22 protein-coding genes are annotated in these 23,386 nt (G+C 51.2%); 12 read left to right on the forward strand and 10 right to left on the reverse strand.

Annotation, left to right across the window (positions count from 1 at the left end):
* Positions 1-89: 89 nt before the first annotated feature.
* The 4 genes from AC4QZR_RS00350 (at position 90) to AC4QZR_RS00365 (ending at position 3,737) form a co-directional block, all read left to right on the forward strand.
* Positions 90-1,484, forward strand: a complete 1,395-nt coding sequence (locus AC4QZR_RS00350; RefSeq protein WP_253400521.1) for a bifunctional UDP-3-O-[3-hydroxymyristoyl] N-acetylglucosamine deacetylase/3-hydroxyacyl-ACP dehydratase — start codon at positions 90-92, stop codon at positions 1,482-1,484.
* Positions 1,481-2,272, forward strand: coding sequence for an acyl-ACP--UDP-N-acetylglucosamine O-acyltransferase (gene lpxA, locus AC4QZR_RS00355; protein ID WP_188502909.1), 792 nt, complete (start codon positions 1,481-1,483; stop codon positions 2,270-2,272). The genes AC4QZR_RS00350 and lpxA overlap by 4 nt, the downstream gene beginning before the upstream one ends.
* The gene (locus AC4QZR_RS00360) at positions 2,262-2,912 is read left to right on the forward strand and encodes an ABC transporter ATP-binding protein (RefSeq protein ID WP_494479153.1); all 651 of its coding nucleotides are present in this window, start codon (positions 2,262-2,264) and stop codon (positions 2,910-2,912) included. The genes lpxA and AC4QZR_RS00360 overlap by 11 nt, the downstream gene beginning before the upstream one ends.
* 117 nt (positions 2,913-3,029) lie before the next feature.
* Positions 3,030-3,737, forward strand: a complete 708-nt coding sequence (locus tag AC4QZR_RS00365) for a YebC/PmpR family DNA-binding transcriptional regulator (RefSeq protein ID WP_494479154.1) — start codon at positions 3,030-3,032, stop codon at positions 3,735-3,737.
* 67 nt (positions 3,738-3,804) lie between these two features.
* Here AC4QZR_RS00365 and AC4QZR_RS00370 read toward each other — a convergent pair whose 3' ends face one another.
* A complete protein-coding gene (locus AC4QZR_RS00370) occupies positions 3,805-5,085 on the reverse strand; it encodes an erythromycin esterase family protein (protein WP_494479155.1) in 1,281 nt (426 codons plus the stop codon).
* Positions 5,086-5,233: 148 nt separating this feature from the next.
* Entirely contained in the window at positions 5,234-5,968 is a 735-nt protein-coding gene (locus AC4QZR_RS00375) for a DUF4197 domain-containing protein (protein ID WP_253400525.1), read from the reverse strand.
* A 156-nt stretch (positions 5,969-6,124) separates the two neighbouring features.
* Between AC4QZR_RS00375 and AC4QZR_RS00380 the strand changes: the two genes are divergently transcribed.
* From AC4QZR_RS00380 to AC4QZR_RS00400, 5 genes are all read left to right on the forward strand, one after another.
* Complete coding sequence (locus tag AC4QZR_RS00380; RefSeq protein WP_494479156.1) at positions 6,125-7,384, forward strand: competence/damage-inducible protein A; 1,260 nt, start codon at positions 6,125-6,127, stop codon at positions 7,382-7,384.
* 115 nt (positions 7,385-7,499) lie between these two features.
* Entirely contained in the window at positions 7,500-8,876 is a 1,377-nt protein-coding gene (locus tag AC4QZR_RS00385) for a dihydrolipoamide acetyltransferase family protein (protein ID WP_494479157.1), read from the forward strand.
* 171 nt (positions 8,877-9,047) lie between these two features.
* Positions 9,048-9,608, forward strand: a complete 561-nt coding sequence (locus tag AC4QZR_RS00390; protein WP_494479158.1) for a cupin domain-containing protein — start codon at positions 9,048-9,050, stop codon at positions 9,606-9,608.
* Between the two features lie 67 nt (positions 9,609-9,675).
* Positions 9,676-10,191 (forward strand): hypothetical protein, encoded by a 516-nt coding sequence (locus tag AC4QZR_RS00395; protein ID WP_494479159.1) that lies wholly within the window; start codon positions 9,676-9,678, stop codon positions 10,189-10,191.
* Between the two features lie 50 nt (positions 10,192-10,241).
* Complete coding sequence (locus tag AC4QZR_RS00400) at positions 10,242-10,853, forward strand: hypothetical protein (RefSeq protein ID WP_494479160.1); 612 nt, start codon at positions 10,242-10,244, stop codon at positions 10,851-10,853.
* 438 nt (positions 10,854-11,291) lie between these two features.
* On the opposite strand, the gene AC4QZR_RS00405 is transcribed toward AC4QZR_RS00400, so the two are convergent.
* The 3 genes from AC4QZR_RS00405 to AC4QZR_RS00415 all read right to left on the reverse strand — a co-directional run bounded on the left by AC4QZR_RS00405 (position 11,292) and on the right by AC4QZR_RS00415 (position 15,089).
* Entirely contained in the window at positions 11,292-13,919 is a 2,628-nt protein-coding gene (locus AC4QZR_RS00405; protein ID WP_494479161.1) for a valine--tRNA ligase, read from the reverse strand.
* A gap of 162 nt (positions 13,920-14,081) precedes the next feature.
* The gene (locus AC4QZR_RS00410; RefSeq protein ID WP_494479162.1) at positions 14,082-14,654 is read right to left on the reverse strand and encodes a pentapeptide repeat-containing protein; all 573 of its coding nucleotides are present in this window, start codon (positions 14,652-14,654) and stop codon (positions 14,082-14,084) included.
* Between the two features lie 84 nt (positions 14,655-14,738).
* Positions 14,739-15,089, reverse strand: coding sequence for a 4Fe-4S dicluster domain-containing protein (locus tag AC4QZR_RS00415; protein ID WP_253400532.1), 351 nt, complete (start codon positions 15,087-15,089; stop codon positions 14,739-14,741).
* 108 nt (positions 15,090-15,197) lie between these two features.
* On the opposite strand from AC4QZR_RS00415, the gene AC4QZR_RS00420 reads away from it, so the two are divergent.
* The 3 genes from AC4QZR_RS00420 to AC4QZR_RS00430 all read left to right on the forward strand — a co-directional run bounded on the left by AC4QZR_RS00420 (position 15,198) and on the right by AC4QZR_RS00430 (position 17,396).
* Positions 15,198-16,208: an acyl-CoA reductase gene (locus AC4QZR_RS00420; RefSeq protein WP_494479163.1), complete on the forward strand. Its 1,011-nt coding sequence runs from the start codon at positions 15,198-15,200 to the stop codon at positions 16,206-16,208.
* Positions 16,209-16,222: 14 nt separating this feature from the next.
* Positions 16,223-17,008 carry a polysaccharide deacetylase family protein gene (locus tag AC4QZR_RS00425; protein ID WP_494479164.1) on the forward strand — a complete coding sequence of 262 codons (786 nt, stop codon included), beginning with the start codon at positions 16,223-16,225 and terminating at the stop codon, positions 17,006-17,008.
* Positions 17,009-17,096: 88 nt separating this feature from the next.
* Positions 17,097-17,396 carry a hypothetical protein gene (locus tag AC4QZR_RS00430; protein ID WP_494479165.1) on the forward strand — a complete coding sequence of 100 codons (300 nt, stop codon included), beginning with the start codon at positions 17,097-17,099 and terminating at the stop codon, positions 17,394-17,396.
* Positions 17,397-17,662: 266 nt separating this feature from the next.
* Here AC4QZR_RS00430 and AC4QZR_RS00435 read toward each other — a convergent pair whose 3' ends face one another.
* The 5 genes from AC4QZR_RS00435 to AC4QZR_RS00455 form a co-directional block, all read right to left on the reverse strand.
* Entirely contained in the window at positions 17,663-18,517 is an 855-nt protein-coding gene (locus AC4QZR_RS00435; protein WP_494479166.1) for a nucleoside phosphorylase, read from the reverse strand.
* A gap of 71 nt (positions 18,518-18,588) precedes the next feature.
* A complete protein-coding gene (gene trhO, locus AC4QZR_RS00440; protein ID WP_494479167.1) occupies positions 18,589-19,557 on the reverse strand; it encodes an oxygen-dependent tRNA uridine(34) hydroxylase TrhO in 969 nt (322 codons plus the stop codon).
* A gap of 265 nt (positions 19,558-19,822) precedes the next feature.
* Positions 19,823-20,458 carry a NeuD/PglB/VioB family sugar acetyltransferase gene (locus tag AC4QZR_RS00445; protein ID WP_494479168.1) on the reverse strand — a complete coding sequence of 212 codons (636 nt, stop codon included), beginning with the start codon at positions 20,456-20,458 and terminating at the stop codon, positions 19,823-19,825.
* A gap of 40 nt (positions 20,459-20,498) precedes the next feature.
* Positions 20,499-21,836, reverse strand: a complete 1,338-nt coding sequence (locus tag AC4QZR_RS00450; protein ID WP_494479169.1) for a hypothetical protein — start codon at positions 21,834-21,836, stop codon at positions 20,499-20,501.
* Positions 21,833-23,122, reverse strand: a complete 1,290-nt coding sequence (locus tag AC4QZR_RS00455) for a DUF2851 family protein (protein ID WP_494479170.1) — start codon at positions 23,120-23,122, stop codon at positions 21,833-21,835. The genes AC4QZR_RS00450 and AC4QZR_RS00455 overlap by 4 nt, the downstream gene beginning before the upstream one ends.
* Positions 23,123-23,386 lie beyond the last annotated feature (264 nt).

A 23,386-nucleotide genomic window follows, 5' to 3' on the forward strand; every position in this document is an offset into this window, starting at 1 on the left:
CTCGCAATGCTCCCTCCGCTGTAAATCCGCTCATACTCTGTGCGCTACAGCAACGAAAGTATCGCTACAAGTTAACAACGAAACATTAAATGAATTATAAACAGCACACTATCAAGGGTCCGGTAACTGTATCGGGCATTGGATTGCATACGGGCATTGTGTCAAACATGACTTTTAAGCCCGCCCCTGCAAACCATGGCTACAAATTCCAGCGCATCGACCTTGAGGGTCAGCCGACTGTGAATGTGGACGTGGACAATGTGGTGGACCTTTCGCGTGGCACGACCATTGAGCAGAACGGCGCGCGCGTGAACACAGTGGAGCATACCCTGGCCGCGCTGGTAGGCCTGCAGATTGACAATGTGCTGATTGAACTCGACGGCCCGGAACCTCCGATCATGGACGGCTCTTCCATCGAGTTCGTAAAAGCCCTGCTGGAAGTAGGATTGCAAGAGCAGAACGCCCTGCGCAACTACTTTGAGATAACAGAAGGCGTGAGCTACAAAGACGAGAAGCGTGGTGTTGAAATTGCCGCCCTCCCGCTCGACGACTATCGCCTGACCGTGATGGTGGACTATAATTCGCCTGTACTGGGCAGCCAGCACGCCTCTATTACGGACATGAGCCAGTTTCAGGAGCAGGTGGCGCCTTGCCGTACCTTCTGCTTCCTGCACGAACTGGAGGCACTCTACAAGCAAAACCTGATCAAAGGCGGTGACCTGGACAACGCCATCGTGATCGTGGACCGCGTGGTAGAGGAAGGTGAGTTGGAGTACCTGGCTGACCTGCTGGGCAAGAAAAAGGTGAAAGTTGAGGAAGAAGGTATTCTGAACAACACAGAGCTCCGCTTCAAAAACGAAATGGCCCGCCACAAGCTACTCGACCTGATGGGTGACCTCGCCCTGATCGGCCGCCCGATCAAAGGACAGATTCTGGCTGCAAGACCGGGTCACGCTGCTAACATCGCTTTTGCACGCCGTGTTAAAAAACTCATACAGGAAGCTTCGATTAAGAACGTACCCACCTACGACCCCAAGAAGCCACCGGTAATGGACATTAACCAGATTGCGGCCACTCTGCCGCACCGATACCCTTTCCTGCTGATAGATAAGATCATCCACTTAGACGAAACCACGGTAACGGGCGTTAAGAACGTGACCATGAACGAACCTTTTTTCCAGGGCCACTTCCCGGGCAACCCGGTGCTACCAGGTGTGATTCAGATCGAGGCGATGGCCCAGACGGGCGGAATCCTGGTCCTGAACACGGTGGAGAACCCGGAAGACTATTGGACTTATTTCCTAGGTATAGACCGCTGCCGCTTTAAGCGCAAGGTAATTCCTGGCGATACCATCATTTTTAAATGTGAATTGCTTGCCCCTGTTAAGCGGGGTATTGCCAAAATGTCTGGTCAGGCCTTCGTGGGCGGCCAACTGGTAATGGAGGCAGAGATGTCGGCAAGTATAGTAAAGAAAGACGCATGAATCAGCCGTTAGCATACATCCACCCAGAGGCCAGAATCGCCCAGAATGTGGTCGTAGAGCCTTTTTCCACCATCTACAAGAATGTAGAGATCGGAGAAGGCACCTGGATTGGTCCCAACGTGACCATCATGGAAGGCGCCCGCATTGGCAAGAACTGCAAAATATACCCGGGAGCCGTTATCTCTTCTGTGCCACAGGACCTGAAGTTCGCCGGCGAGGAGACGACCGCCATCATCGGTGACAACACCGTGATCAGAGAGTGCGTGACCATCAGCCGCGGCACCATCGACAAGATGAAGACCGTAGTGGGCAGCAACTGCCTGATCATGTCCTATGCGCACATTGCGCACGACTGCATCGTGGGCAACAACTGCATCGTGGTGAACGCCGTGCAGATGGCCGGCCACGTGGAGATGGGCGACTATGCCATTATCGGAGGTTCGAGTGCTGTTCACCAATTCGTTAAGATCGGTGCCCACGCCATGATCTCGGGTGGTTCGCTGGTTCGCAAAGACGTGCCTCCTTTTGTGAAGGCAGCACGCGAGCCGCTTACCTATGCCGGCATCAACTCCATCGGCCTACGCCGCAGAGGGTTCAACAGCGAGCAAATCAACGAGGTACAGCAGATCTACCGCATCCTGTTTATGAGCGGCATTAACACCACCGAGGCCCTGGACAAGATTGAACTGGAGATGGCCCCTAGCCGAGAGCGTGACGAGATCATCAATTTTGTGCGTGACTCGGGTCGTGGTATCATTAAGAGCTACTTCTCAAAAGATGCAAATTAACCTAAGCAACTTAGGTAAACGCTACAATTACGAGTGGATTTTCCGGAACCTGACCTATACCCTGGAGTCAGGCACCTCGTATGCCATATTGGGGCATAACGGGTCCGGTAAATCCACTCTTCTTACTGTTATAACCGGCCATAACCTGCACTCCGAAGGTGAAATCACTTACCTGATCGATGGCAAAGCGGTCGAGCCGGACAAAGCTTATCGCCAGCTCTCGCTTACGGCGCCCTACCTCGAGTTGGTAGAGGAGTTGACGCTACTGGAGATGATTGCTTTTCATACCCGTTTTAAGCCTTTGCGCCAAAACCTGTCGCACGAAGACCTGATAGAGCGGATGGGCCTGCAGAAGTCACGTCACAAGTATGTAAAGGATTTCTCGTCAGGTATGAAACAGCGCCTGAAGTTGGGGCTGGCCATCTATTCTGATACCAAACTGCTGGTACTCGACGAGCCAACCACCAACCTCGATCAGGAAGGCGTGAGCTGGTATCAGGAACATGTGGCGGCCAACAAAGAGGGAAGGCTGATCGTTGTAGGGTCCAACATTGTGCACGAGTACAGTTTCTGCGACCAGCACCTCTACATCACAGACTACCACATACAGGCCAGGCAGCCAAATTCGGCAAGGAAGTAGCTAGCTGGTAGACTAGGTATGGCTCTGATGGCAAATCGTGCAAGGTTTTTCAGGCAGCTATACCAATTTACAGTTAAGCTGCCTAAATTTGTAAGACATAATACTTAACCAGATACCATGGGAAGAGCATTTGAATTTAGAAAAGCCCGTAAGTTTAAGCGTTGGGACAAGATGTCGAAGGCCTTTACGCGCCTCGGCAAAGAGATCGTGATGGCAGTGAAGGAAGCTGGTCCTAACCCGGAAACCAACTCCCGACTTCGTACGGCCATCAACAACGCGAAAGGCGTGAACATGCCGAAAGACCGCGTGGAAGCGGCCATTAAGCGTGCCTCGTCCAAGGAAGAAAAAGATTACGAAGAAGTAGTATACGAGGGCTACGGTCCGCACGGCATCGCCATTCTGGTAGAGACAGCGACAGACAACCTAAACCGTACCATCGCCAACATGCGCGTATACTTTTCGCGTGCAGGCGGCGCTGTAGGCAAGACCGGCTCTCTGGACTTTATCTTCACTCGCAAAGGCATTTTTAAGATTGCTGCTGAGGGTCTCGATATTGAAGAACTGGAGTTGGAACTGATCGACGCCGGTGCAGAAGACATCTACGAACACGAAGGCGAGATCATTGTGGAGACTGCCTTTACTGACTTCGGAGCCATGCAAAAAGCGCTGGAAGAGAAAGAGCTTAATGTGATCAGTGCCGAGCTACAGCGTGTACCAAACACCCGTATGGAGCTGACGGACGAGCAGGCCGAGGAGATCGAAAACCTGGTAGAGAAGATCGAAGAAGACGATGACGTGCAGGCGGTTTACCATAATATGGCATAGCCTCTCAAAAATCTTTTAGGTATAGCAAAAGGCTGTCTGTTTAAATGCAGGCAGCTTTTTTTTGCACTCAATAATTCCAGGGGTATAGCTCCGGCTCTTTGCCGCCGCGCACCTTCATGTGCAGTGGGTGCACGCCCTCTGTTTCGTCGAAGTAGAGGAAGGCGTCGTAGCGCTCAGGTATAACGGTGGGGACGTAGTTGCCGAAGTGTTCCATTTTGGGGTCGTATACCACGCCGATGGCTCGGTGCGGGATAGTTTGCTGCAATTCAGGTATAGCTTTCAGGTCTTTGGAGAGGATGATCTTGTCGTCGGTGCTCATCTCGTGCAGCATGTGTTCCCAACTACCCTCGCGGGCAGGCGGCATGTCCATTTTCTGCATGGGCGCTCCCCAAGAGCGGCTCGCGATCACATTACCCTGGTAGCTGCCGAAACCAACTAACTTCACCTGGTCACGGCCGAAACGCTCGCGGGCCAGCTGCCCAATGTTAAACATACCGTCGTCCGCCATGTCAGTATACCTGGCGTCACCAATGTGGGTATTGTGCTCCCATACAATCGCTTTGGCATTCGGTCCGTGGAATTCGAGCAGACGGTCCAGGGTTTCCATCATGTGCGAGTCACGCACGTTCCAGGATCCCCCTCCTCCCCTGATCATGGCACGGTAGTATTTTTCGGCATTGACTGCCACCAGCGCATTTTGGGTCGTACTGAACTCGTGCTCGGGATCGTCGGGGTAAACGGGGCGTCGCGAAACCTGCTCAAGCATCTGCACTACTTCATCCTGGCAGTCGGTGGGCACAAAGGCAGTGGCTTGCGCGTAGGTTTGCGGGTCTCGGTGGAAGGGTTCGAAGCAGCGAACGACGGCACGGGCGGCCTCGGCAGCTTTACCGTCGCGCTGCTCCATGTATTTGAGCACCTGCTCGAGCGACTCCCACAGACTGTACACATCTAAACCGTAAAAGCCTATTTTGTCCTGTACCTGCCGCAGGTGGTTGAAGTCCCGGATCCACTCCACAAGGGCGGCGACCTCCCAATTGGCCCACATCCAGGTAGGCCAGCGGCGGTATACCTCCAGCACCTCTGCAATCCTGCGCCCCGAATTCTGGTAGCCTTTCACGAAGCGGTTCACCGTGTAGCACTCCGGCCAGTCGCCTTCCACGGCTATAAAGCCAAAGCCCTTGTCCTCGATTAAACGCTTCGAGATGGCCGTGCGCCAGGTATAGTACTCCGACGTACCATGCGAGGCCTCCCCCAACATCACGACCCGGGCATCTCCGATTTGCTCGATCAGGATATCCAGGTCTTTCTCTTTCGTAATCGGACTGTATTTGAAGCGTTTGTTTTCCATAGGTGACAGGGGGCGAAAAAGTGTATCTAACTCACTCTTAAAATTTTGTGTATTGTACTTTCAATCCGGTTCTAATGTTTTGCAAAAAAGAAAGCCCGCCGTACCAAACGATACAGCGGGCTTTCTGAAGCGGTATAACAGGTATAGCTTAGGACTGGTTTTCTTTGGCAAACACCCTGCGCAGCAGTTCCGTGGTGCGGGCAATCGGGTTCTCGCGTATGTTCGCCTCTTCTTGGGCTACCAGCGTAAAAAGGCCGTCCATGGCTTTTTGGGTGGCGTATTCGTCCAGGTTCGGGTTCACCTTCTGCACCAACGGAATCTGGTTATACCTGGTCACCAGGTCGGTGTAGTAGCGGGTAGCGTTGGTCTTCTCCAACGACTGTCGTATCACCGGCATAAAGGCTGCCTGCAATTGCGTGGAAGTCGTCCGTTTGAGGTATTGGGTGGCTGCGTCCTTGTCGCCTTTCAGAATGCCCCAGGCATCCTGTATCGTCATTTGCTTGATGGCATTCACGAAAATAGGCACGGCACTCTTGGCAGCGTCTTCAGCTCCACGGTTCAGCGTCATCACGAAGCGGTCCACCTCTTTGCCTAAACCTACCTGACGAAGCGTGTTTTCCACCTTCTGCACATCCGGCGGAAAAGGTATACGGATCAGCGAGTTCTTATAAAATCCATCAGTCTGGGATGCCTGGTTAGAGCCTTTGGTGATGCCTACCTCCAGTGCCTGCCTCAGGCCTGTAGCTACTTCATCGCGGGTAACAACGGCTCCCGTACCGGTTCCGGCCATCACGCCGTCAACTGTTCGCTGAATATCGGCCACCGTACAGGCTGAAGCGCCAAGGGAAAGGGCGACAAGGGAGGTGTAGAGTAATTTTTTCATGGGTTTAAAGTTAAATTCACAAAGATGCAGGCCTATACCTGACAGCCGGGTCGAAAATACAGAAAATAACCGCAGCGATGCGCTAATTCAGGCGAACATCTTTAACTTGAATGGGTTTTCCTTTGCAACACACAAATCAGACCAAAAAAATTTAACATGAAAACGGTACACGCAGAAATCATCACCATAGGCGACGAAATACTTTACGGGCAGATAGTGGACACCAACTCGGCGTGGATGGGGACGGAACTTGCCAGGATAGGTATACGGGTGAAACAAATCACGTCGGTATCGGATGAGGCCGGCCACATTGTGGAGGCGCTTGACAATGCCAAAACCCGCGCCGACATCATTCTGATGACTGGTGGCCTCGGCCCCACCAAAGACGACCTCACCAAAAACGTACTCACGGATTACTTCCATACCGAACTCAAACTCGATGCGCAATCGCTGGCCGATGTGACGGAGTTGTTTGCAAGTCGTGGGTTTGCCCTGACGGAGTTGAACCGGCAGCAGGCTTTTTTGCCGGCTTCGTGCAAACCTGTGCGCAATGTGCTGGGTACGGCGCCGGGTATGTGGTTTGAGGAGGCGGGCAAGGTATACGTATCGATGCCAGGGGTGCCGTTTGAGATGAAGCGCATGATGACCGATATTGTGCTGCCGCAGCTCAAAGCCTTTTTCAAAACCCCGCATATCATCCACAAAGTTATCCAGACGGTAGGTATAGCAGAGTCGATGCTGGCTGAAAGGCTGGACGAGTGGGAGACAAAATTGCCGCCCCACATTAAACTGGCCTACCTGCCTCATCTGGGCGGTGTGCGCCTGCGCCTGACAGGTATAGCCGAACATGCCGAACAGCTGGAGAAAGAACTGGAAACGGAAGTCGCCAAACTGGACGCCCTTATACCTAAATATATTTTTGCGCATGGCGAAGTGCCGCTCGAGGAAGCCTTGGGAAAACTGTTAAAAGAACGCGGCCTGACTATTTCCACTGCCGAAAGCTGCACAGGTGGCTATCTGGCGCACCGCCTGACGAGCGTAGCGGGCAGTTCCGCTTACTTTATCGGTAGTGTGGTGGCTTACGATAATAGTGTGAAAACGAATGTGCTGGGCGTGAAACCCGAAACGCTGCAAGAGCATGGTGCCGTGAGCGAAGCTACGGTACTGGAAATGGCCCAAAACGTGCGCCAGAAGCTGGGAACGGATATTGGTGTAGCTACCAGCGGCATTGCGGGTCCTGCTGGCGGCACACCCGAAAAGCCAGTCGGCACCATTTGGATCGCTTATGCCGACCAGCACGGCGCCAAGGCCAAACTTTTGCAATACAACAAAAACCGACAGCTCAATATTGAGTATACTGCCTTGGCTGTGCTCAACCTCGTACGCCAAAGTTTGAATATAGCCGTTGATGAATAGGCTAAAATCCTTAACTTTGTTTGCAAATTCGGGTCGCCAGGTATAGCGTGGCTTTGCCTTTCTGTTTTCTGCGGCCCAAAAACTGTCCCTTAAAAGAACAACGAATAAATAAAATATGGCACTTGTAGAAATGATTATGCCCAAAATGGGTGAGAGTATCATGGAAGGTACCGTTCTGAAATGGCTCAAAAGCGTGGGTGACACGATTGAGCAGGACGAATCGGTGCTGGAAGTAGCTACAGACAAAGTGGACACGGAAGTACCTGCCATTCAGGGTGGTGTACTGAAGGAGATACTGGTACAGGAAGGTGACGTGGTAGCCGTAGGCGCCCCGATCGCGATCATCTCTACCAATGGCGAAGACACCGCCGCTCCTGCTGCTCCGGCTGCTACAGAAGCACCTGCCGCCGCACCTGCGCCTCAAGCAGCCGCTCAACCTGCAGCCGCTTCTGGTGACGGCGCCGTAGCTAAACTCGACCAGCCAGCTTCCGGCCGTTTCTACTCGCCGCTTGTGCTCAACATTGCCCGCGAAGAAGGTATCTCAATGCAGGAACTGGAGTATGTACCAGGCACCGGCAAAGAAGGTCGTGTGTCTAAGAAAGACATCCTGACCTACGTAGAGAGCCGCAAAAACGCACCGCAGCAAGCTGCTGCTCCACAGGCTCAGCCACAAGCACAAGCTCCTGCCGCTGCACCGCAACCGCAGGCCGCTCCGGCACCTGCTGCTCAGCCACAGCCTCAGGCTGCTCCTGCCGCTTCCAAACCAGCTGCTTCTTACAGCGGAAACGTCGAGATCATCGAGATGGACCGCATGCGCAAAATGATTGCCGACCGCATGGTAGACAGCAAGCGTATTTCGCCGCACGTAACTTCTTTCGTGGAGGCCGATGTGACCAATATTGTGAACTGGCGCAACAAGTGGAAAAACGATTATAAGAGACGCGAAGGTGAGAACCTGACGTTTACGCCAATCTTCATCGATGCGATTGCCAAGGCGATCAAAGACTTCCCGATGATCAATGTGTCCGTGGACGGTGGCAACATCATCCGTCACAAAGATATCAACATAGGTATGGCAGTGGCCCTGCCAAGCGGTAACCTGATCGTGCCAAACATCAAGAACGCCGACCAGCTAAACCTGAACGGTCTGACCAAGAAGGTGAACGACTTGGCTAACCGTGGCCGCATCAACAAACTGACACCAGACGACCTGTCGGGCGGTACTTATACCGTATCGAACGTGGGATCATTTGGCAACGTGATGGGCACACCGATTATCATGCAGCCGCAAGTAGCTATTATGGCCGTGGGTGCTATCAAGAAGAAGCCTGCAGTAATCGAGACGCCGGAGGGCGACCTGATTGGTGTTCGTCACTTCATGTTCCTGTCGCACTCGTACGACCACCGCGTAGTGGACGGCTCGCTGGGTGGCATGTTTGTGCGCCGTGTAGCTGACTACCTCGAGAACTTCGATGTGAACCAGTCAATCTAGTTTTGACAAAGGAGTTCTTTGACAAAGGACAAAAGACTCTAGGTATAAACAGAAAGCCTGCCTTAGAAAATGGGGCAGGCTTTTTTGGTGTCAAGCCGCTGCTGTTTTATCATTCACACGTAAACATCAGGTATAGGCTATACCTATAGGTCATTTCTAAAATCGCCAGCCATGCAGAGAAGCAAATTCATCGTGATGCTATTAGCCTCCATTCCCCTCTCTTCCTATGTGAAGGCGGACTTAGTCGATTTCAGAGATGCCAAGGGATTCAGAGTAAAAGCCGGAGAAGGCAGACTGCATGGGCACATTGAGTTGAAGGGCGTCAATTCCAACATCCTTGACCTGAAAGTGTCCGGCAAGGATACTAATGGCGGCTTCGCTATATTCGAGCAGACAGGTTTGTCACCAAAGAGGGGAACGCCGCTGCACATCCACCATTTCCAGGATGAGGTTTTCTATGTGGTGGAAGGCGAATACTATTTTCAGGTTGGCACAGACAAATACCGGCTCAAGGCGGGAGACACTATCTTTCTGCCCCGGAAAGTCCCACACGCCTGGACACAAGTGAGCCAGCTGGCGAAGATGACCGTGACAGTGCAGCCTGCCGGCAAACTGGAGGATTTCTTTGTGACCATGGCTGCGCTGAAAGAAGAGCCTTCCAGGGAGCGGATTGCAAAGATATTCGCAGACAATGAGATGGAAGTTGTGGGGCCGACCTTGGAGATAGATTAATTGAATCTTTATGTCGCGTTTAGATGTATATTAGCACTTCATTATACAAAAATCAGCACATCCTACCATGAGAACCGCTATCGCCTGGATAATAGCCGCCATCTTTCTGTTCGCAGCCGTTTACTTCTACTGGCAAAAAAATGACGCCGAGAGCCGACTGCGTATAGCTGATAATAAACTGGCTGAAACCGGCCAGCAACTGGAACAAGAGGCAGCCGAAACCGACTCTCTGGAAGAGATGGTGCTGCCTCCTGATACGATGGCAGTGGTGCCTCCGGGCGGGGTAGAGTTTGTGGATGAAATGGGCAGTCTGAGTGAAAGCGACATCCAGAAGCTGCGAAAAAAAGGCCTGCGCAACCCGGAGGTGGATCTGATGAACGACCTGAGCCGCAAGCAAGGGCAGCTTATACCTAGAGAGGGCGTAGCGGGCGGCACCATGGCCATACGCGACAGCCGCATCCTGAACGACCGCTTTGCCATGGCCTATTATGAGGATGGGCACATCGGTGGCTACATGATTCTGAAATACGAAGTGAACAATGGTAATATTACCTGGCGCGTAGTGGATAGCTCTGCTCTGTAGCTTTCTGCACGGTATTTGAGTATAGGGAAACAGGTATAAACCACAAAAACATGACACCACTATCGCTTCTGCTTCCTATACTTGTTTCGTTTATTTTCAGCCAGGATAGCAATCTTCAGCTGAGCCAGGATCTCAACAAAGACGTAAAGATCCTAGCCAACACCTCCGTCTTTATCAGTGACAACGCCACGCTGAGCCCTTCCATGCGGACTGTAGAGAGCGATCTGGAGCTATTTTATGTGATGTCCAGCATCAATCTTTCGCAAAGTAAATACAGCGCCAGACAGCAAGGCAAACACCATGTACAAACGTGGCGTTTCGACGAAGGCAATATCAAGGCCATTCACCAGATCGAAACCACCCTGGCACTTGACACAGTCGTAACCCAGCGCTACCTCGAGAACAGAGCCCCCACGCAACAGCGCATCCAAAACGATTTCAAGTTTCGCACTTACGCTGTTTCAACCACAAATGCACTGATCAAACTCTATTACCTCACCGAAGACGAACAAGGCTTGCTCGAATACAAAATAGACGACCGCCACGTGGAACTTGTGTACCCGAAAAATAAGCAGGGCCTGAGCGATCTGATGCCGAAAGTGAAAGATGAGCTGGATCGGTTGGTGGTGGAGCTGAGTAAGAATCAGGATTCTCAGGATTAGGAAAGATATACAGGATTGTACAGATGCTGAGGCAAACTGCTCCTGCTTGTCCAGGAAAGGCAATCTTCGTGCACGATTAACATCCCCCTGCCCCCTTCAAAGGGGGAGTTGCAGCTACTACCAGTTTGTAAGTATAGCTTTGTAGTTCAGACCACTGGCAGGTATAGCGAGACTAACTTGCCCCGGAAGCAACGAAGCAAGTAGCTGTGCCAGGTGCATTTTTCGGCGCTCCACTGTTCGAGCGTTCAGCGAGTTTGGGGAGTCTTGACTTTTTTGCCTACTTTTTGTGTCAAGACAAAAAGTAAGGCCCGCCCGGCCAGGGCAAGCTACAAAGCAATGCAAGTTGCTATACCTGCAACGACCGCCGCTACACTAGCAAAAAAAACAGCGGCCGTTCCCTCACGAGAACGGCCGCTGCCACTTTAAAAAAATTATACCTTACAAAGAAGCCAGACTCTGCTCTATCGCGTGAATCTTCGCTTCGGCATCGGCTTGTTTCTTGCGCTCGTTGGCAATTACCGTTTCCGGGGCACCGCTTACAAAACGCTCATTGCTAAGCTTCTTTATAACGGAGTTCAGGAAGCCTCTGGTGTACTCCAGCTCCTTCTCCAAACGCTCCCGCTCAGCTTCCACATCAATATTGCCTTCCATCGGGATGAAGAACTCGTCGCCGGCCTCTACGAAGCTGATAGCGCCTTCTACGTTCTCCTGCACAAGGGTTATTTCGTTGATGTTGGCCAGCTTGCGGATGATGCTGATGAAGTTGTCATACCCATCCTGGTTCATCACCTTGATCGCCAAATCAAGCGATTTGTTCGGTGATATGTTCTTCGAGTTACGAATGTTGCGGATAGCGGCTACGATTTTCAGCACACTCTCCATTTTCTCCGTCAGTTCCTTGTCGAACTTGTCCTGCTTTGGCCATGGAGCCACAATCAGGTACTCCTTGTCTTTGCGCTCTTTCAGGTCCTGCCAAATCTCTTCAGTAATGAATGGCATGAACGGGTGCAGCACTTTCAGGATTTTCTCCAGGTATACTATGGTCGTATCGAGCGTCTGCTTGTCGATCGGCTGCTGGTAGGTCGGCTTGATCATTTCGAGGTAGCTTGAACAGAAGTCGTCCCATACCAGTTTGTACACAGTCAGCAAAGCGTCCGAAATACGGAATTTTCTGAAGTGGTCTTCCAACTGCACAAAGGCCTCGTTGAAACGGGAGTCGAACCAAGCCATGGCCGTTTCGTTCGGGCACGGCAGGTTCTCGTCTACTTCCCATCCTTTTATCAGGCGGTAGGCGTTCCAGATCTTGTTGCTGAAGTTACGGCCCTGTTCTACCAGTTTTTCGTCGAACAAAAGGTCGTTACCAGCTGGCGAACTGAAGAGCATACCGGCACGCACGCCGTCGGCACCATATTGGTCGATCAGATCGAGCGGGTCCGGCGAGTTGCCCAGCGATTTGGACATCTTGCGGCCCTGTGCGTCGCGCACGATACCGGTCAGGTATACGTTGCGGAAAGGCGCCTCCTTGCGGAATTCGTAACCAGCCATGATCATTCGGGCTACCCAGAAGAATAGGATCTCCGGAGCCGTCACCAGGTCATTAGTTGGGTAATAGTATAGGATGTCTTTGTTATCCGGGTCTTTAAAGCCGTCGAACACCGAGATCGGCCACAGCCATGACGAGAACCAGGTGTCGAGTACGTCATCATCTTGGCGCAGATCACTTGCCTGCAGGTTCGCGTTGCCGCTTTGCTTGCGGGCCAGTTCCAGTGCGTCTTCAGGCGTGGTTGCTACTACAAACGAGCCGTCTGGCAGGTAGTAGGCAGGTATACGCTGTCCCCACCATAGCTGGCGCGAGATACACCAGTCGCGGATTCCCTCCATCCAGGAGCGGTACATGTTCTTGAACTTCGGCGGGTGCAGACGAATCTCGTCATTCATCACGGCGTCGAGTGCTGGCTTGGCCATCTCCTCCATTTTGCACCACCACTGCATGGACAAGCGCGGCTCAATTACAGCACCGGTTCGCTCAGAGGTCTGCAGCACGCTCGCATACTCGTCGATTTTCACCAGCAAACCAGCTTCCTGCAAATCTTTTACAATGTTGCGACGGGCAGCAAAACGATCCTGACCAACGTATAGCTGTGCCTTTTCATTTAGGGTGCCGTCATCGTTCAGGATGTCGATGGTCGGCAGTTGGTGCTTCTGGCCCAGTTCGTAGTCGTTCAGATCATGCGCTGGCGTTACTTTCAGGGCACCCGTACCGAACTCAATTGATACGTACTCGTCCAGAATCACCGGAATTTCTTTGCCGAGCAAAGGTATACGAACGGACTTGCCGTGCAGGTGAGCATAGCGTTCGTCGTTCGGATTTACAGCCACAGCTACGTCGGCCATGACCGTCTCCGGACGAGAGGTCGCTATGGTGATATAAGTCGGCTCTGAAGTACCTACTACTTCGTAGTTCAGGTGGTACATTTTGGCCATGGTATCTTTGGGTACTACTTCTTCATCCGAAAGGGCGGTACGGCCCAGCGGGTCCCAGTTTACCATGCGCACACCGCGGTAGATCAGGCCTTTGCGGTACAGGTCCACAAACACCTCGATCACGGCTGCACTCAGGTCATCTTCCATCGTGAAGCGGGTACGGTCCCAGTCGCAGGAAGCGCCCAGCTTCTTGAGCTGCTCCAGAATGATGCCGCCGTACTTTTCTTTCCACTCCCAGGCATAGGTTAGGAACTCCTCGCGGGAAATATCTTTCTTCTCAATGCCTCTTTCCTTGAGCATAGCCACTACCTTCGCCTCCGTGGCGATGGAAGCGTGGTCGGTGCCCGGTACCCAGCAAGCCTCCTTGCCCTTCATGCGCGCACGACGAATCAGCACATCCTGAATCGTGTTGTTGAGCATGTGGCCCATGTGCAGCACGCCCGTCACGTTTGGCGGCGGAATCACGATAGTGTAAGGCTCCTTTTTCGGGTTAGGGGTAGAACGGAAGAAGCCGCGCTGCATCCAGCTGCTGTACCACTTCTCTTCTACTTCTCTGGGGTTATATTTTGTTGAAATCGACATCGTAAACTAGTTTTTCTGCTTTTTGCGCCAAAAGGCAAAATTAAGGATTTTGTGGTAATTGTTGGTTGCAGTTTGCGGATTGTTCAACCTGCAGGTATAATAAATATCCCGCAAGTAGGTATAGCTACAGCGGCCACCAGGTATAAGGTATGGCTATACCTGTCACACGACCCGGATGTCATACCTGCTCAGCAAACCTGCCAGCCCGTTCTCTGAGAACTTCGCTTTCTTGACGTTATTAAGTTCCGGATCAATGATATAGTTGTAGGCTGTGCTCAAATCGGCTTCGCTGAGGTTGGTTCGCTCAAAAACTGCTCCGGCCAGGTCTGTGTTTTTGAACTTGCCCTTTGTTAGCGTGGAATGTTCAAATACGGCATTTTTTAACGAACAATCGATGAAAAGCGCCTTCGGCATTTTGCGTTTCAGGAAAGAGGTATAATCCATCACGCAACTCTCAAAACCCACTGTAAACAAGAACTCCTCGCACTCGCTGAAGTTTATACCTGTAAGTTTGCACTCCTTGAACGTCACGCCATTTAGGGTCGAGTTGCTCAGGCGCAGCATGGCCAGGTTGCAGCCAATGAACTCGCAGTCGGTGAAGCGGTTGTTGGAGAAATCAGCACTGGAGAAATCACAGTTTTTGAACACGCAGTCCTCAAACTCCCTGCCTTTGACGGCTTTGTTTGGGTAAGTGATTTTCTCGAACGTTTTGTCCTGATGCAGTTGCTCTTCCATGGGTATAATTGGCGTGAAGTGAGTAAAAATAAAAAAACCTGCCGTAAGAGACAGGTTTTTTATGCTTTTGGTGCAGGCTATACCTTAGCTGGCCTGGTGCAGCCAGTCTTTCTTTGCCAATAGCTCTTCTTCTGTCTCGCGGTAGTCCGGGTCGTCGACGCAGCAATCCACCGGGCAGACAGCAGCACACTGAGGCTCTTCGTGGAAGCCCATGCACTCGGTACACTTATCGGATACAATGTAATAGAACTCGTCCGAAATTGGAGTCTGCGCGGCATCTCCAGCTATGATTTCGCCGCCGTCAATCTCAACTTCCTTCAGAGCCGTGCCACCACCCCAGGTCCATTCCGCACCGCCCTCGTAGATGGCAGTATTCGGACACTCCGGTTCGCAGGCGCCACAGTTTATACATTCATCCGTGATCATTATCGCCATAATCGTATCTCCTGTATATTTTTAGTACTTTTGTATCGCTTTATTTACTGAACAAAATTAGGAACATTAAGTATCCTTATCAAATAATTTTTAACACAGCGGTTTGCCATGACATTAGAGAACAGAATCGAAGCTTTCGTGAAACTGGGAAAGCAACTGCAGGATTTGACGCCGGAAGAGCACAAGGCGCTGTCTTTAATTGCCCAGGCCAAGAACCCATGGTTTGATGAGGACAACGTTTCCGCTGCCCTGCAGGGCGTCACGACCCTACTCGATGAACAGTATCTCCGTGAATGGCTTTACCCCTACCACCTCAAACAGGTTACACCTAAAAAGGTTGGCGTGGTGATGGCGGGCAACATCCCGATGGTCGGTTTCCACGATTTTATGTCGGTTTTGCTGAGCGGTCACTTCCTGCTGGCCAAGCTGAGTTCCGACGACGATGTGCTCATGCGCCGCCTTGCCAGCATGCTGGTAGGTATAGAGCCGGCTTTTGCCAACCAGTTTGAGTTCGTGGATATGCTCAAGGAAGCCGATGCCATCATCGCGACCGGCTCCGACAACACAGCCCGCTACTTTGAGTATTACTTTGCCAAGCGCCCGCACATCATCCGGAAGAACCGCACCAGTATCGGCATACTGACGGGTCACGAAGAGGAAGAAGACCTCCGCGACCTGGGCAACGATATTTTCCAATATTATGGCTTAGGCTGCCGCAACGTTGCCAAGGTATATGTGCCCGAGGGCTATACCTTCGACAAGTTGTACGAAGCCAACGAGCACCATAAAACGATTCTCAACCACCACAAGTACCAGAACAACTACGACTACAACAAGTCCATTATGCTGGTTAACCGCGTGCCGCACTTCGATAATGGCTTCCTGCTGGTGCATGAAAGCGCGCAACTGGTTTCCCCTATTTCGGTGCTCTTCTACGAGACTTTCACCGCCCTGCCCGACCTACGCCAGAAACTGGCTGCTGTAAAAGACAAAACACAATGCGTGGTTTCTGCCCATGGCTGGTTCGAGGGTTCTATCCCTTTCGGCGACGCTCAGTGTCCTATGCCATGGGATTATGCTGATGGTGTAGATACAATGGCGTTTTTGCAGAAGCTGTAGGTATAGCGCGATATATGCGAATACATATTCTTTGGGCTATACTTGCACTTATATTAGCCACAGTTTCAGGTCTGACTGTTTACAGTTTGCTTAAACCTACCTATACCTATAACCGCCCTGCACAACCAGCCTTTGTTATCAGTTTCGATGATAAGTATGTCAGCGAATGGCATTCACAAAGGGAGCTTTTCAAAAGGTATAAGGTAAAGGCCACCTTCTTTATCACAATGCCACAACAGCTCTCCCAGTCAGAAATAGAAATGCTGCAGGAGCTAGCTGCAGATGGACATGAAATTGCTTCCCATGGTTATCAGCACGAGAACTCCAGTAAGTTTATCAAAGAGCATGGCATAGCCACATATGTTGCACATGAAATTACACCTGCTATTAAAGCTATGCAGGCAATTGGATTCTCCCCCTCTACATTTGCTTACCCGTATGGTGTCCGCTCCCTTAAGCTTGATCAGGAGCTTACTAAGTACTTCCATCTGCTGAGAGGTGACTCGTGGAAGGTGACAGGAAAAGGTATAGAGGAACTGGATAGAATTTTTTACAAATACGATGGTAGCCGTTTGGTGCACGGCTTAGGTATAGATAGCAACAGTGGTGTTACGTTGCAGGATATGGAGGCAGGCTTTAAACGAGCATATCATAATAAAGAGGCAATTCTTATTTATGCACATAATATTTCAGAGGATACCACGGGCTATAGTATATCTCCTCAAACACTCGAAGCTGTTTTCCAACTCGCTCAAAAGCATAAATTAAGCTCCCTTACCTTCAGAGAACTAGTTTTGTAAGGTTTTCAAAGCCAGCCTTCATAGAACTAAAATATTAGTGTGGCATGTTTTGTGGTTATATACCTGCCATCATTAAAATTTTACGACTATGAAGAGGACCGAGAAGAGAGCCAGCCTGATCGAGAAAGAGCACATCCCGATGCTTCGCTTTGGCCAGGACGATGTGTTAAAAGACCCCGCAGCCCGTAGTATACGCAATTACGAAGCCAACCGCGCCACTATTTTGGGTAACGCCTATCGCAACAAAGCCACCATCACGTTCTGCACCGCAGACGGCGATGTTAAAAGAGTAGAGACTACGGTTTGGTGCTATGACGATAAGTTTGTGCTGCTGAAGTCAGGTACGTTTCTCGCTCTTAATTCCATTCTAAAAATAGAGAACAGCTAATGGCACAACACCTGACCAGTTGCTATACCTCTAGAAAGATTTCAAATAAAATAAAACAGCCCGCTTTAGAAAATCAACTCTTCTGCGGGCTGTTTTTTGTTAGATGCTGCTGTCAGTTGAAGGTCAAGCTTCTGACATTATAAATTCTAAAAATCTGTGGGCGAGCTCTTTTATAGTTACTCAAACGAATAATATTTCGTGCACGATTCGGACAGGTTGCGACCTTTCCCTACAAATTCCAATCAATCACTCAGTCTCAAATTCAACTAGATTCTCTCCAGCACCTTAACGATCAGGCTATCAATCACTTTCTCAGCATTTGTCGCGAACTCCTGCGAAATACGGTTAGCGACGATGGCATTGAGCGACAGCATTTCGTGGCCCATCAAACGGCCCAAGGCGTAATAGCCCGCTGTCTCCATTTCGAAGTTGGTCAACCGGAAATCACATACCTTAAAATTCTGGTATACCTTCAGCAGGTCCGGATTGCGTAGGCCGCCGCGCAGCACACGGCCCTGCGGTGCGTAAAAGCCCGGGCAGGTAAGCGTATTCCCCGGAATCATATCAAAAGCGATCTTCTCGATCAGACTTTTAGAGCCATTCACAACGTATGGGCGGAAACCTACACCCAGCTGCTCCTGCAGGGCTTTGCTGATGCTTTGCTCGTTTTCGTCCTGCTCCAGCGGATAAAACTCCATCAGCGAATCCAACCCTACACCAAAATGCGAGGCCAAATGGCTACCCAGTGGAATATCCGACTGCAGCGAACCAGATGTACCAATCCGCACAATCTTCAATGCTATCTTCTCCTCGTTCGGCTCCCGCGACTGAAAATCAATGTTCACCAAGGCATCCAGTTCGTTCATCAGAATGTCGATGTTATCGGTGCCCATACCTGTCGAGATGACCGTGATGCGTTTGCCTTTGTAGTAGCCGGTGTGGGTTACAAACTCCCGCTTGGTGATCTGTACCTCAATCTCATCGAAATACTTGCTCACCATGGGCACGCGATCCGGGTCGCCTACCGTGATAATGGTGTCTGAAATGTGCTCTGGCTGCAGATTGAGGTGGTAAATGGTGCCGTTCTTATTGATGATCAGTTCTGATGCTGGAATTGCCATAGATTGGTTGTGTTAAAAACAAAGAAAAGCGTGGCTGGTGAGCGCACGCTTTTCTTAGCTTTAGAGAATACTTACTTAGATACGATAGAAGTCTTGCGACGGTTGAATCCTTTTAATGGATTGTAGCCATTCAGGTTCTTTTGGTAGTAGCCGGTGCCGTCGTAAGCACGTTTTTCCGGGTGCTCTTTGCACTCGGTAGAGCAGGCTCCTTCCAGTTCCCAGCCGCATTTTTCGCAGATAGGCACGTGCAGGTTGCACACCGGGTTGGCGCAGTTCACCATGCGGTCTTCCACGGTGCCGCATACGTGGCACTTCGAAATCACCTTCGGGTTTACAGAGTTCACCTCTACAGCCACACGGTTATCGAACACATAGCATTTGCCCTCGAAATCTTCGCCGCCAGCTTCTTTACCATACTTGATAATGCCACCATGCAGCTGATATACGTCCTCAAAACCCTGCTCCAGCAAGAAAGCACTGGCTTTTTCGCATTTTATACCGCCTGTGCAGTAGGTCAGGATCTTCTTGCCTTTCAACTCTTCTTTCAGCGCATCGATCCTTTCCGGAAACTCACGGAAGTTCTCGATGTCCAGGGTTACGGCGTTTTTGAAGCGACCCACGCTGTACTCGTAGTCTGAGCGCATGTCCATTACCACCACATCGTCGCGGTCCTTCATTTCTTTGAACTCCTTCGGCTCCAGGTGTATACCTGTGCGAACGTTCGGGTCGATGTGTAGCAGGCCGGAGTGTACGATCTCAGCTTTAGTACGCACATGCAACTTGGCAAAAGCGTGTTTGTCTGACTCATCTACCTTGAAGTCGACTTTAGCGAAGCGCGGATCGGCTTTTACGATCTCCATGTACTTCTCACAGTCTTCTTTCAGACCGGAAACGGTGCCATTGAGGCCCTCTTTGGAAATGATGATGCGGCCGAGCAGATTCAGCTCCAGGCAAAGTAAATGGTGCTCCTCCCGGAACGCTTCTGGGTCTGCTATCGGTGTGTAGCAGTAGTACAGTAGTATGCTGTATGGCTTGTTCATAACTGCTTAGTTTCGGCTAAGTGTTTGAGTTAAATTGTTTGCTCCTTCGGGGCTATTGTTAAATTGTTGAATTGTAGGGTGCACGATTCGGACAGGTTGCGACCTGTTTCTACGAACGGGCTTGTTTTTAAACCTACCCGATACGATGTTACGGTGTAACATCGCTGCATTTTAACTTTTCAACTTCCTGCAAATTTCCTGCTTTTCTTTTTAACCAAAAATGACTTTGGTCAGTTCGGTTTTGGAAAACAGGACAGGTATAAAATTACTTAACCGGAGCGGCCGGGTTGCCGAACACAGTGGATTTGGCAGGCACGTTGGCTACCACCACAGAGCCAGCGCCTATGCGGGCATTTTTACCCACTTTCACACCTGACACGATCACAGCACCTGTACCGATAAAAGCACCGTCTTCAACCACCACTTCGGAGTTGATGATGGCACCTGCTCCAATCTGTACGTTGTCACCGATTTCGGCTTTGGTATCGACCAGCGCACGGGATTCGATGACGTTGTTGTTGCCGATTTTGGCGTTGTTGTTCACGATAGCACCTGCTCCGATCATGTTACCGTGGCCCAGCCAGGCAAATTCTGATACGGCGCTGAATTTATGAATGGCATTAACTGGCACCACTTTGTACTCGTCCTTGAGCATCTTGACAAGGCCTTTGCGGGCGGCTGAGTCCTCTACGGCCACAAACACATCGCACTTTTTCCCAATCAGTTTCAGGAATTCGCTGTCTTCAGTGCCACTCATCACCGACACATTGTTCAGTTCCTGCTGCTGCAGGTCCTTGCTGTCATCGAGGAAGCAGTACACCACCACGTTGTTGCTGTTGAAAATATCGAGAGCTGCCGTACCCAGTTTCTGGGCACCAAGTATAATTACCGGATTTTGCATAGCCTATGTCAAATAAGGTGCAAAGGTACGAAGATTAGCGCTAATCTGCAGCGATTTGTGCGGGTTCGTCTTCCTCTGGTTGATGCTGACGGACGGGGAACAAGTAGCTGAGCAAGTCGCTGTTGGTTTTGCAGAGCAGCAGCAGGTATACCACAAAGGGCAGCACTACCACTCTATACCTGTTCAGCGTACCCAGGTTCGGCATGCTGTAAGCCAGCAGAACGCCCATCGCAAACAGGTATACCAGCACCGCTAGCAACAGGTAACCATAGCGCCACTTTATACGGCCTGCCTCAAATAGATCGCGCAAAAAACCAAAAGCCAGTACCAGCAGCAAGGTATTCTCAAACGCTGCCGCAAAGGTGCGGATGTTGTAAGCTTCCCAGATAAAAGGCCGGAACAGCATACCGATAAAAGCCAGTTGCGAGTGTAGTGTAAAGCTCAGGTAGGTGGGTTCCAGAAACGGAAAATCGATGCGTGGTCTGCCCTGCGATGCAATTAAGCTCACCTGATAGTTTTGATAAACCACATCGGGCAGGGCCTCCAGGTGCAGGTTGGGGTTGAGCTGCGATCCGAGCCAGGCTATACCTGAAAACAATACCAGCAGCGCCACTCCCTTCAATAACCAATGGATGTGCGCGAGCTTCGCGCTGTAAAAAATCAACCGCACTAATAGGGCCAGGACTACCAGTAGCACCAGTGCCACCGCCACAAAGTACTTCACGAGCCAGATCAGGTATAGCCCCACTACAGCCAGCAGCAGGTATAGCAACGGCTTGGATTTCCCAAACTGCAGGTATAGACTACTCCCCAGCAGCAGCCCCATCCCGCCCAGCACTACACTTTCTTTAAGCACCCCCGACGACCAGAACACGACCGACGGAAAAAGCAGAAAAGCCACTACGGCAGGTATAGCGGTATTGGCAAAATAGCGGGTAATCGCATTCACAAAAAACCAAAGCCCCGCAAAACTGAACAGTGACAGGTATAGCGAACTGATATAATAGTTACCGTTGGTGAGCAGCATGGGCACACTCAGCAAGCGCGGCATGTTCCAGGCACTTTCGTAAAAAGGCTTCTGCAGCCCTTGCAGCGGAGTGCCCGTTGGGTCGTTAAAGAAAAGATAATACAGATAGGTGCCTACACCTTGCTCGTGGGCCAGGTCGGTCATCAGGAGGGCGCGCTGGTAGTAGAGTTGCGTATCGCCTTTGTCGTACACGTAAAAGCTCAGCACCCCAATCAGGAGTCCGCAGGCGAGTTTGAGTAGCAGCGTCGGGAAAAAGAAAGGCCGCAACCGGGGGTTCCAGTCCTGTTTCCAGAGCCACCAGATTAGCCCAGCCAGCACCAGCAGATTCAGGCCGTAGATCAGTACACTCACGTAGTTGGTAGATTTTGCTTCATAATCTTGTTGCCAATGGCGCAGCGCAGGCAGTTGACCGGCTGGCAATAGCGTTTGTAGAGTCCGAGCGCAGCCTGGTTGTCAGCAGCTGAGGCGGCTTTCCAGCCCAGCTCCTCGTACTGTCGGGTGATACGGTTGCTGGCTTCTTTCACCTTTTCGAGCAAGTCCACCGCTTTATCCAGATGCTCCCGTTGACCAGTATGCACAGCATAAGCTGCTAACAAAGGCGCTGCCACATTGATGGTCAGGTTCTGCGCGCTCGACTTGCCCAGTTGCACCTGCACCGCCTTCGACTCTGCCCCAAAGGTATAATGTTTTTGCCAATATGCCGATACCGGCGCCTGCCACAGCGCATCGTAGTTTCTGGCTCCCTCGGTTTGGATGATAGTGGAAAACAGGCTTTTGTGCTTGTGCAGCAGCGCAGCCAGTTGCGCAAGCCGCACAGTCGGGAAATTAGCGGGACGCATGCGCAGAAAATTCCAGTGATGGCGCTGCATGGCCAAATCCTGCAGGTTGTATTTGCGACTCAGATAGGTATACTCTTTAGCCAATGTGGTGCTGTACTCGTCCGCAGGCTCGGCCAGAAACCCTGCCTGCCCAAATAGCAGAGCCTCCAGCTGCAACAAGTCGTGCTGGTGTTTGCGCACCACCTGCATAGGCAGCGCTCGCGCCAATCGCTCAAAAGAATCCTGGTTAATTTTGAACCCAAAGCCTTTGCAAAGCACCTGAAAAGTGGTGGCTTCCCAGTCGTTGTTAAGTTGGCGGTATACCTGCAGTACCTCCTCCCCTTTCAGTTCCAGCCGTTCGGTGAGGGCACGGCCTAGCATCATGGTTTTGGTGATATCGGGGACGTGTGGCCAGAAGCTGGCGCAAGGTATAGCAAAAGGTGCCAGTCGCAATTGTTCGTAGGTATAGAGCAGGGCCGTGTTTACGCGATTTTTCAGTTCAATAGTAGGTATAGCCGTGCTATCAGTCCGCTTCACAGGTTCGTCAGCTTCCCATACCACATGCAGCACCACCTGGTTATACTTAAAGTCGAGCTGATGCTGGTGCCGTCGCCAGTCCGAGCCGCGCAGGTGTATCTCCACACTACCCGACCACTCCACCTCACCTACTCGTATGATCGACTCCTTAAAATCAGGACCCGCATCCGTGTTATACATACCCACAAGCAGCACTTGCACCAGTTCCCCATCTACTGTATACAAATCGGTTTTATCGAAATACTGATACTGCCAGATGTAGTGCAGGAACTCTTCTTTCATGGGCGGTGGTTGTGGGTTGGACAAGAATACGAAGTCAGCGTTCGGGAGGTTAATATGTAGGGACAGGTCGTGACCTGTCCGGGGAATAGCTGCACGATGAAACAGGAACTGCAGGTCCAAATGCGACAAGCATTAAAAAATGGATTGGGCACACAATTGACGAAGCAAAAATATTTGTATTCGATTGCCGGTGCACGATTCGGACAGGCCGCGACCTGTCCCTACAAATCACAACTCTCAACCCCCTAAACTCCCAAACTTTCG

The organism is Pontibacter sp. YIM B11418, assembly GCF_059278805.1.